Below are 12,282 nucleotides of genomic sequence, written 5' to 3'. Positions count from 1 at the left end.
GGGGCTGGTCGCCGCGGATCCGCGCACCATCGAGGCTGCCCGGACCGTCGTCCGCCGGGTCTTCGACGCCTACAGCGAGACAATGGGCCAGGAGGCTGCCAGGGAGGAGTTCTTCGCCACCGACAACCCGGGCACCTTTGACGTTCAGGCGGCTTTCGACCGCTTGGTGGACGAGGACTCGGGCTTGACACTGCCCGATCTGATGGTCGCGGTGTCCCACGCGCTTATGGGGAAGAACCCGGTCCTGCGTAGCGCTGCCACGCCGCTCGATGCCGATTTCCACCAGGAGTATGTCGAAGAGCGCGGCTTCCTGGTCATCCGGGACGAGGGTTTGCTCGCCCGACACCTCTTCGAGGCCTACAAGCGGCTTCTTCCGGATGCCCCCGTCGATGGCATTGAAGCGTTGATGCGCGCGGTCACGGGCTGGCTGCTGCCGGGCAACACCGCGTCGTTGTTCTCCGTGATGCACGCCGCTGACGAGGTGTTCCGCGGCAGGCAAGGAGCGGAGGCGTCGGCAGCCGTGGCCGCTGACGCGGCGCACCTGTACGAGTGGGGCCACCGGACCTATGTCTCCCGCACGCTGAGCGCGGGCGCTCCGGCCGACCGGTTGACGCAGCCACACCTGGAGTTGGCCGGCCGTCGGGCGGAAGACGCCTTGAGCCTGCTGGCCGGTTCGGATGCCTGGCTGTTCGATGCGAGTTTCATGGCTGGCGCGCGCGGACGCCAGCAGTTGGCGGACGAGATCCGTGCTGCTGTCCTGCGTAGTATCACCCCGGACGGGGCGCCTTTCCCGTCGCTGCTGATGCAGGATCCGGTGTTCCAGCACCACGCAGAGCGGGCCATCGCGTCGCGCTTCCTGGGGGAAGGTCTCGGCGAGGGGGATCCCGTCGTCATCGATCTGCTCACAGCGGCGGACGAGCTCGTGGACATCCGCCACAGGCGGCTGCCCGTGGACATCGCGGCGGCGGCCGCGGCGCTGCGTGAGCTTCGGCGCGTGGCCAGGCCTGTCTGGTTCAGCACCTGGGTACCCGGTTTGCTGGACGGCGCCGCCGTCCCGGACTCGATCAGCGTTCCTCGTTTCCAGCGCACGTCACTCGACCGGCTCGCGGTGCTGGAGACGATGGCAGCTCAGGCAGCCGGGCGTCCCGACGCCCACCTCCCCGTGCTCGTCGAGGTGGTCGGCTCCTCAGCCAGGGACATCTCCGACCTCTCCGACGGCCGTGGGCGGGGGCAGGCACTCTACGCGGACGACGCGGTGCTGGATGTCGTGGGCCGTACGGAGTGGCAGCACAAGCCGACCGGGCTGCGCTACGTACGCCTCCTGGTCCGCGAGCGAGTCCGTCCCGGCCTTGAGAGCCCCGTCAACGACGGCCTTGGCCGCAGGAATGAGGGAAGCCCTGGACAGGACACTCTGACCCGGGGGACCGGCGGCGCCGTCCCCGGCACCGCCGTCGGCACCGTCTCCGGCAGTGGTGGGACATCCTCGGCCCTCGAAGGGCGCTGGCGGCTGCCTGCCTATATGGAGCGGATGTGGGCCGCGGGCCCCGTCACGTTCCACAGCCTGGAAGGCGACGTATGGGTCGCGGACAGGATCCGCGCGCTGACCGGCAGCGACGACGACCCGATCGTCCAGGAGCTGCGGAAGTGGCCTGGACGGTTCGTCGGCGCAGGCAAGCAGTTCCATGTGCGGGGCATTGACGGCGGCTGGTACGACGTGAGTGTCGCGATGGTCCGTCACCCCCAGGAGGAGCGGCCGCTGATCACCACCATCGGCCATTCTGAAGAGCCCCCGGAGCTCAAGACGACCAACAAGTCGTCCGCCGGTACTTCCCGGTCCGCTGCGGTCTTCTCGGGTTACGCCGTCGGGGTCACGGGTTTCGTCCTGGTTCCGACCCCCACTCCTGGTCTGGTGGCGGGAGCGGCGGGCGCGGTGAACGTGGCCTTCGGGCAGCGGACGGTCAGCACGACAACAAGTCAGAGCCTCACCGATACCCGCAGCATCACGCATAAGACAGGCACGGTTGATGTCCCCCGGAAGGTGCAGTGGGCCGTCACCATCGAGAAGGCGGGTGTTGTCCAGGGCGGGGTGTTGCGAGGTGAGGGCGCGGTCGTGGCCCGGTTGCCCGTCGAGCACCTTGTGAAGGACGGGGAGTGGTCTGCCGAGGACTACACCGAATCTGTCGATGCCGAGAAGGCCCGCGCGATCGCGCTGGCGGATTCGCTGTCTCTGACTGCCGTGTATCCCGCCCTGCGTGAGGGACTGCCCGACAACAGTCTCTTCCGAAGCGTCAGCTCGGTTCTGCATCCCTCGCTCACGGCTCCAGGATCCATGGGCCGTTCCACGGCGATCGCGAAGACCTCGCTCGACGGCATCCTGAAGGACCTTCCGACCGCCCTCGAGGGCTGGACGAGCTCGCCTGACCTCACCAGCCGTGACGGCAGCGTCCAGGGCGCCTACCGGATGAACGCGCGGATCACCGCGATCACCCCGATTTCTTTGGCCGGCGCCCCTGTTACGGAGGCGCAGTGGAGGTTCAGCCGGGCGGACGGCACACAGGTCGGCAAGACCTATGGCGGGCAGGTACTGGCCGGACCCATCGTCGGGTTCCATGCGGTGCCCGGTGGTCCGAAAGCTCGGTTCTTCTTCCAGCCCGGTCTGAAGCTCAGTCGGAGCCGGATGGCGTCCCAGTCCACCGGGGTGGATTCGACGCAGGGCGCGAAGATCAGGGGCGACAAGGTGCTCTACAAGGCCCGGGTGCGGCTCACGGTGGAGGGCACGGGCCCGCTGTCGCCGAAGGCCCGCGTGGCCGGGGCACAGCCGGGTGAGATCGAGTTGACCGTGTGGCTGACCCTGCGGCTCGATCAGGCCAGGACGTTGGGCCTGCGGCTGCCGTCCGGCGTGGAGTCGGAGCAGTTGGTGCGGCATCCGGGCTTTGACCGGTTCCTGCCGCTCGGTGCCCGAGGAGCGGGCGTTGCCTTCGGTTCGGTGGACACCGCCCCACTGGTGACGGCGATCGAGAAGCTGTTCGGGACGGACAATCGGCTGGACGGGTTCCTGCCGAAGTACGGGGCGAGCGCCGCGGCGCCGGGCCGCTTCGAGACCGAGGCCGACAGGGCCAGGCAGCGGAACAATCACCGCGCGCTGATCCAGGCGGTTTCCTCAAGCGGATTCCGCGCGCAGAAGGCCTCGCTGTTCACGAACGGCATCGTCGTCCAGCTGAAACGCCAGGGCTTGGCCGACAACGAATTCGTGGCCGTCCGGGTCAAGGCCACGCCGGAGACCTCGTACCGGGGGGACATCCCTGACTGGGGTGTCGAGACCAGGCGCGCGTTCAGCTCGGGCAGCCAGAGTGGGGGAGAGTCCCAGCAGGGCGTGATGGTGCGTCTCGGGTTCTCGGCCAAGCCTATTCCCGGACATTTGTACATGAGCGGTTCGGCAACGATGGCAAGGATCTCCGGGCAGAGCGCCCAGGCCGGTCCGCAGGCATTGAAGAGCGTCCTGAGCGAGGGTACGGACGAGGCCAGCGCGTTCGAGGGGAGCCTCGTCCTCGAAGTGACCGTCACTTCCGTGGAGGTGCAGCGGGCATGGCGGCGCTGGGCTACGCCGGGGCTTCCGGGCCGGCACGCGCCCGAGGTACGCACGCTCGCCAGTACTAACCCCGCCGGCCCCGACGTCAAGCTGCTAGAGGTACCGCAGCTGCCTGTGCAACTGATCACCGCCGCGCCGATGACTCTGCCCGCGGCACGGCCGGCGGTCGTGTCCCCGCCACGGGTGATCACCGTGCCGCCGGTACTGGGCATCGGCACGCTCCTTGACCCGCAGTGGGCTGCCCCGGCGGGCGGACAGCGTCGGCTGACCGAATGGCTGTTGCTGGAATCGGTGGGAGACCCGCAGCGCATCCAGGCGCTCGCCCACCGGTTGATGGTGAAGGCCACGGGGAATGACACGGCTCTGTCCACCGCCGGTCTCGACCCGGCGCTGGCCATCGAGGAGCGGCTGAGCGCGGAGTCGATCGAGGCCGGGTTCGCGCGTGCCCTCAAGGGGGCCTGGGTCGTGGACGGGTTGCGTTACAACCGGCGGTGGAACGGAGTCGAGGCCGCGGTCGGTATGCGGTTCCACGCGATCAACCCGAAGGTGGTTCGGGTGGCGGAAGGCCCCAAGGTCAAGAGTTCTCTGGGCGGTGGGCACTCGGTCGGCAGCGGCAAGCAGCGCACGCTGGCCGCGGAGTTGGGGCTTGGCGTCTCCGGGGCCGGAGATGCCCATCCGAAGCTCTGGATGTTCTCCGGGCTCGCAGCCGCGTACAACGCGGGTTGGACGACCGCGCAGCGGACCGGCGCCTCCGGCTCGATCATCCGGACGACGATTAGCCGCATCGGTGACCGGGTCGTGTTGGTCCAGGCCGACCTCGAGGTGCTGATGGTCGCCGAGGCGTCCACGCGCGGCGGCGCCCCCCGGGTGGAGTCGGACGGGATGGCACTGGACGGTTCCGTCATGGCCTGGCTCACCGTGAGCCAGGCGCGCGCCCTCGGGCTCGGCACGGAGATCGAGGAACAGGTGGCGGAGCAACTCCGCACCGAGGGCACCGCCCCGGCCGACACGACTGCCGACACGACCGCGACCCCCGTCGGTGAGCCGCAGGAGACCACGTCGGACACGGGTCGGACCGTCGCCCAGGCCGCCGTCCAGGACACGGACCTCAAACTGCCCGGCACCGGCCCGCTCGGCCTCGGCGCCTTCGACAAACTGCCGGACTTCGCCCGCCTTCTGCCGGCGCTCCGCACGACACTTGAGCAGGAGCTCGGCGCAAAACTGAAGGGAGGGCTCGGCAGGAAACTGGCGGAGGAGTTGCTGCCTGTCCAGCTCCTGCAAGACACCCAAGGCAACGTTCAGCGTCTTGCGGCCGTGCTCGATCCGATCGGTGCCGTCGGTCTGCTCGGCAGCGCCCTCGACGGCGGCGTCCCCGTCGAGCTGTTCCGCAAGGGATCGCAGGACGCCTACGTTGCCCGGTTCGTCGTCAGCCGAGGCCCGGGAACCTTCGAGGACCGCCCGGAGGACCGCCAGTACATGGTGTTCACCACCAACGCGTCGGTCGACGAGGTGAATGCGAAGGCCACGACAAGTAGCCTGGGCGTCGGCGCGGTCGCCTTGCCCGTGACTACCGTCGGTGGCGCCGTAGGTGCGCTTGCCCCGCTGGCATCCGGTGCGATGGCGCTCGCCAATACGGCAGCGGCCAGTAAGAGTCGCAGCCGTGAGGCGACCATCGACACCGTCGTCCTCCCAGACGCCGATGTCGTCCGCCTGCGCATCCCTGTGACCGGGGCCAGGCTCGACCTGTACGCGCCGGGAACCGACGGTACGGGCGAACCTCTCGTGTCTGTGGCGCTCGACGCACCAGTGACTGGCGAAGACGACCGCTATCTTCTCTATCGCGTCCTGAAAACGGACGTCCGCGCCATGACCGCGCTCGAAGAGCAACAGGGGCACATGGCAGCCACGGGCCAGTTCCCGCTGCCGGAAACGCTGGAGGAATGGCGCGGCTACGGTGCCGACCTCCCGCCGGAGGCTCAGGTCCTCAGCTTTGAGGGGGCACCGCTGGTCCAGGACACGCTGACAGCCCTGGCAAAGCAGCTGCGCGTCGACAGCGACATCACCAGGACGGGCACCGCGCAGTCCTACGTCAACCGCGAATCCCTCACCAACGAGTGGCTGACGGCGTCGCTGCCCATGCTGGCGAAGACGGGCGCCCCTTTGCCCAACCTCTACACGTTCGGCGTACGCGGCGGACAGGACCTCGGTATCTCCCTCCATGCCAGGTTCACAGGCGGCGAGATCCTCGACTTCTCCGACGAAAACTTGGTGCTCGAGTATGACGACACCGCCTCAGGCGTACCCCGGCTCGCCTCCGAAGGCCACGGCAGCGGTTCGACCGGCTCCGAAGCCGCGGCCGTGTCCGGAGCCTCCAACTGGATGAGGTATGGGGAGTACACCGTCCACGACGACAACGGGGCCATCGGCAGGAGCATCGGCGAGAACACACACTCCAGCGCGTCGGCGACGAGCGGCCAGGGCTTGATCGCCAGCCGGGTGAGCCCGACCGTCCTGATGTCGTTCGAGGTGGATCTACGGCTCGTTGCGACACTGAAGCGAACCGGGCAGCGCCTCGGCATCCCCGGCGGACGCGGCGAGGCATCCTTCACCCTCCCCAGACGAGTGGCCGTCCGCATGATGCTGGACTCCGCGCAGAGCCTGGTAACGGGCGGCTTCGTGACCGACCCGCAACATCGCCTGGACGACCGCCGCCTCACCGAATGGGCGCCCGACGTTCTCGCGCACCCTGTACGTGCGGACAACGGCAGGCCCGTCGGCGTGGCGACATTCGACAATCCCGCCTGGCAGCGTCGTGACGCCTACCGACGTCTGGACCAAGTCAGTGAGTACATCGAATGGAAGGACGGGGTCGGTACGCGCAAGGCGCTGCCTGCCACCACGGCCACCGGCACGTTCTACCTCGCCGGGCATGGGTCCGCGGACGGACTGCGGCTCGCCACGCTTGGCGGTTTTGACAGGGCGGCCGGTTCCGGCGAAGTCGGCCACGCGCTGCGCCTTCTGCGGACTGCGGGGTTCAAGAGCATCACGATGCTGGCCTGCGACGAGGACCCGTCCGAGGACGCGGATGCTTCGGCCACCCAGTCGGATCGGCTGTACAGGGAGATCGCCGCGCAGTCGGGCCTCGATGTATACCGGGCGACCGGGTACAAAGCCGTGACCGACGTGGCCGGCGAATCGGCGCCCTTGCTCCACATCCGGGAGGCAGTTGAGGGACGGCCCACTGGTTGGTCTGTCTATCGTTCCGATGGCGGGTCCGGCGTTGTGCGGGAGCCCGTGCCGACGCCGGTGCCGGTCTCACGCGCTGTGCCTGCCGCGTACTACCCCGCACCCGAAGACTGGAACGCTTCGAATCCTAAGGTGCGGTTCATCGAGTACTACGGCACCGACGAATGGGAAGCACGGGGCAAGGCATTCGAAAAGGCCATGGGCGAGGCGATAACCAACGACAAGCAGGTCGTCACAGATACCCGACTGGCTATTTCCGCGCTGTACAACGCTCTGGTCCAGGGCTATGGCGACGTGGCCGGGGTCCAGCGAGCCTTCTTCGGCCAGTTGCCCCCGGGGGAGGACCCCAAGGCGGCGATGCAACGGCTGTTGGATCAGCGGTCTGATGCGACGCTCGATGAGCTGATGTGGGCGTTCATTGGGGCGGTACACCTCAACTCCGCCAGCGGGCGCACTCTGGTCGATCTGTGGCGCGCCCGCCCGGATCTGAACCCGGCCAATGTGCCCCTCAACCCTCCGCTGGATGCCGAGTACGACAAGACAAGCCCCTGGTACCTCTCGATGAGCCAACGAGGCTATCTCCTCGGAGAGCGCCGACTCGCGGGTGTGACGTGGCTGCTTGGCGTGTACAGGGCGTTGGTCAAAAATCATAAGACCGCAGTGCTCTCCTTCCGGCAGGCTCTGATTGCTGTCAACCTCAACGCGGGTAACGGATTGGCGGATTTGCTGGTCGCTTCGCACGCGGCGGGTGTGCGCGATCTGACCGACATCGATCTCGGAGATCCCGAGCGGGCTGATGCGTCCCTGCTCTACGCCTGGGCGGACGGGTACTTCAGCTCTCTGGAACGCCCTCATGTGAACGGCGCCCTGAAGGCTGGTCTGCGGCTTCCGCACTGGGTGATGTACGAGGAGCGGGCGGCCTGGATCGCTACGGCGGCTTCCGGGGAAGGCGACGTTCTCACCGGTCTGGGTGAACTCACGGGCCTGCACCCCTGGAAGGGAGGTTACGGGCAGCTGTCGGACGCGTCCGTGGAGGTGTGGCGGCAGCGTCGGGCGAAGATGAGGGAGTGGCTGCTGCGTCACGCCGCACGTGACCTGCTGACGAAGAACGTCAAGGATGCGCATCTGCTGGCGCTTTATCTGGCCAGTGGGTCAGATGGTGTGTTGTTGTTCTCCCTTGGCCAGACGGACCCGGCGCGGCGGGATGCGCTGCGCTCGCTGTTCCGGGAGGGTCTCGCGAGCGGTGACCGGGGCTCGTTCCCGCTTCTGCTGATGCGTGACGAGCATTTTGTCCAATTGATCGAAAATGCCCTAAATGAGGGATGGCTGCGGAGTCCGAACCGGGAAGCCGGGTCGGAGCAGGTTCTGGGCGAGATTGTGGGCCGTGCGCTGGAGGTGGCGTACGAGCGGCGTGGGGATTTCCAGGCGCACCGTGAGATGGCGAAGGAGGCGGCGGAACTGCTGCCTCCGACGTACACGCCGGTGTGGTGGTCCACGGTGGAACCGGTCGGTGCGGCTGGGTCTTCGGGTGAGTCGGAGATGTTCACGACACCGGCTCTGCATGCTGTGTCGATGAGCGAGCAGGCGGCGCTGGACAGCATGCTGTATTCGGGTGCGGCCCAGGGGCGTCCCACGGTGTGGCACGTGCGGGAGGATTCCTCCAGTCGCGACATCGGCCCGTTCTCCCGGACTCCGCATCATGACAGGGCGTTGACTCCCTCGCCGGTGACCTATGTGGTGTACAAGCGCACGCCGGTCCTTGATCTGGAGTCCGAACAGATCGTCACTTTCGTCGAAGTCGGGCAGGCGCAGCAGCTTCCGTCCGCGAAGCCATGGGACCAGGCGATCGTCTGGCGCCCGATTCTTGGCCCGAATGGCGAGTTCATAGGCATGGCGGTTCTCAATTCGGAGCACCTCTCCAATGGCAGGTCAGCCCATCATCCGTTGATGCGGTATACCCAATGGGTAGGATTCAGAGATAAGAATGGACATTCTCTCCCGGGTGAGGGAATGGGAATTGTTCCTGCGAAATGGAACCCCAACGACTTCTTTGGGTTTATTCACGGCCTTCCAGGAGTGATGGTAGGCATTTCGCGCTACGGACGCAGAAATTTTAGTCCCGAAGAATTCGGCCGTCTCGTTGCGAACCTGATGAAGGCATTTCCTGGCACCACTCGCTTCGTCCATTACTCCTGCTTCGGGGGTGCTAAGCGGCCCAACGCCGACGAGAGCGGCCAGTTGGTGGCCGACGCGGCCAAGCATCACCACGACAGCATGGCGCCGAGCGTGCCTGTAGCCACTGAATGGGATTTGCGGGAGCCGGGACGGGTGGCGACGGCGGCGCTCCTGCTGAAAGATCCTGCGAGGCAGTGGCCTTCGTGGAAGGACTTCGCTTCGCGGGATGACGGCGAGATTGAGGCGGCGCTGCGAGCCTATGGTCGGCATCGGGATTCCGCGGGTCCGGGGGGCCTGTATTTCAGCACCTTCTACGAGGAGGACGAGCCGGGCCAGCAGCAGTGGGAGGAGCTGTGCGAGACGTACGAGAACGTCCTGGGCGGGGAACTGTCCCAGGACGAGAGGGTTCTGGCCAGGACGCGCCGCGCGCTGGCGAACGTCTACCGGGTGCGTTCGGAGTCTGCCGGGTCGGATCCGACCAGCGTTGCGAAGACGTTCTTCGCACCTGGCACCCGGACTGGTGACGTCGCGCGGGTCGAGGTGGAGCGCCTGCTGAATCCCACGTCAGGGGCGACGCTGCCGGAGATCATGACGGCACTCCGTCACGGCCTTCTGGGGCCGGGCCCGTTCCCGGGGCTGGTGTTGGAGAACGTCAAGAAGAGCTCCTACTACCGGGAGTTCCACCGCGAGCGCGGATTCCTGGTGAGAGGCGGGCCTCAGTGGATACGTAGAATTTTGAGTGAATACCGCCAGCTGGTGCCGGAGGCACCTGCTGAGGAACTGGTGGCGCTGCGTGAGGCGTTGATGGGCTGGCTGCTGCCCGGTCAGCAGGCCACGCTCCTCGAGATTCTCCGAGCGTCGCATAAGGTCGCTGTCGGGACTGACGATGTGCTGGAGCACGCGGCTTTGGCCGGGGACGCGGTTGATCTGTATGAGTGGGCGCGGCGGGTGCTGCACCGTCGGAGGGAGGGGACGGAGAGTCCGTCGCCGGACTGGTTGCCGCAGGTGCGGAGGTGGGACAAGCGTGTCGGGGAGTGGCTGACCCCGGAGATCATCGGGGACGTGCGGGTTCAGGCGGAGATCTGGAAGGTCTGGCAGGCGGCCCTGGGCAATCCGGTTTACCGAGATGTCCCGTTGCACGGCGGGCAGGCGCGGGCGGAGGCGCTGAACAAGTGGCGGCAGCGCCACCAGCCCTCTCCTGTGGGCAGGTTGCATCGGGGGCATGTGACTGCGCTGTATGTGCTGGCCGGGCCGGACGCGGTGTTCTTCAGCGACCGATACACCTCGTTGCGGTCCGGGCCGGAGGCGGGCCTCGCGCTGCTGCGCCAGAAGGTGCGTTCCGTCCTCGGGCGTGTTCTGGGTGATGGTTCGGGCGCGCATCCGTTGTTGTTGATGCGTTATCCGGAGGTCCGTGCGTTGGCACGGGAGGCCGGTTCCGGCTCCGTGCCGGAGGAGCAGCTGGCCGCGCTGGCAAAGGAGTTCGCGGATGAGGTGAACTCTGACCTGCCGGAGCTTTTGGGAATGGCCAAGCAGGCGTTGTTCTTGTTGCCGCGGGTAGCTGCTTCGGTGTGGCTGAGCGTCTGGATGCCGGGGGAGCTGTCGGGCAATGTGGACGGGACGGCATTGGGGAGTCCGGAGCAGATCAGGGTGCCGGCCTTCCAAGGGGGCCGTTTGGACGAGCGGTCGGGTCTGGATTCCCTGCGCGCTCTGGACCGGACCGGGCACACCGGCCGACGTGACGGTGGTGCGGTGTGGCATCGGGTATTGGTGGAGGTGGAGAACTCATCCGCCCGTGATGTGTCGCTCTTCTCGCCCGATCCGCAGTCGAGGCAGGCGATTTACCCGGACTCGGTCAGGCTCGAGTTGGAGCCGGGGCGCAACAGTGAGGTCCGCCGGGACCCTGTGACGGGCGAGCTGTACAGGTACGTCCGGGTCAGGGAGACCAAACCGATCTTGCAGACCCCCGAACTCCCCGCCACGACCGGCCCAGGCGGAAGGACGGAACCGGACTCCAGCAGGCCGACGCCGCAGCGCCCGACGACGCGGACCGATGGGACGTCGGCACCTGTGAGACATGCGCGCGGCGTCACGAGTTGGGGGCCCGATGTTGCCGTACGCTCTGTGGGTGGGGCTAATGGCAGACTGATCGGGCAGGTGTCCTTCGACGTTGCCGGGTTGCAGCGCCGTGCTGGCGTCTACCGGCGTCTGGGCCAGCTCAGGCATTACGTCGTGTGGCGCATGGACGCGCAAGGCCGCTTGACCGGTTCGCCAATGGCGATGCCTGCCACCACGGCCAGTGGCACTTTCTACTTCGCCTCACATGGGTCCGCGGACGGACTGCGGCTCGCCACGGTCAACGGTTCCGACAGGACGGCCGGACCCGGCGAAGTCGGCTACGCGCTGCGCCTTCTACGGGATGTGGGATTCAATAGCATCACGGTGCTGGCTTGCTCCGAGGACGGGGGCGCTTCGGCTCCTCAGTGGGATGGGCTCTACCGGGAAATCGCCACGCAGTCGCGTCTCGCTGTTTACGTGGTGCGCGGGTACAAGGCCGTGACGGAAGCCGCCGGCGAGTCGGCGCCGCCCTTGCTGCACCTCCAGGAGTCTGCTGGGGGTCGGCGTACGGCCTGGTTTGTTTATCGTTCCGATGACGGGTCCGGCGTTGTGCGGGAGCCCGTGCCGACGTTGCCGACATCAGGCACTGTGCCTGCCGCGTACTACCCCGCGCCCGAAGACTGGAACGCGTCGGATCGTACGCCGCGGTTCGATTACGTCGACACACCAGAATCAGGCGAACTCTCCGCCACGAATACGCCCCCGACCATCGGCACCACTGCAGGTCTGGCAGGTCCGGACCGAACTGATCGCCTTCTGGACCCGCACAGCTCGCGCGTCGAGGAGGAAGCCGACTCGGACTCCGATCTGAGCATGGACGACGCCGCCTCGGACGACGAGGGCATCTCCTCCGACGAGGGCTCCGAATCGGAATCCGACGTGAGTATGGACGACGACTCCGACGGCTCCACGGACGACGAGGACGCCTCCTTCGGCGAGGGCTCCGATTCGGGCTCCGACGTGAGTATGGACGACGACTCCGACGGCTCCACGGACGACGAGGACGCCTCCTTCGACGATGACACCCCCGTGCTCCCTGAGCTGCGTGGGCTGCTGGTTGAGACTGGCCTCCTCGGTCCGGGTGACCTGCACGCGGTGGTCGAGACTCTGGCCGGCTTCTTCGCCGACAACCTGGGTCTTGATGCTTTGACGCTGGC

The 12,282-nt window shown here is 67.1% G+C and carries 1 pseudogene (only partly in view); it reads left to right on the top strand.

The window, feature by feature from the left end:
* Positions 1 to 12,282 (top strand): annotated as a pseudogene (locus ACWCPY_RS39335) (hypothetical protein) (its annotated part extends 17,630 nt beyond the left edge of the window); the annotation flags it as partial.

It is taken from the genome of Streptomyces sp. NPDC002403 (genome assembly GCF_053593015.1).
This window is presented reverse-complemented; position numbering and strand designations above follow the sequence as displayed.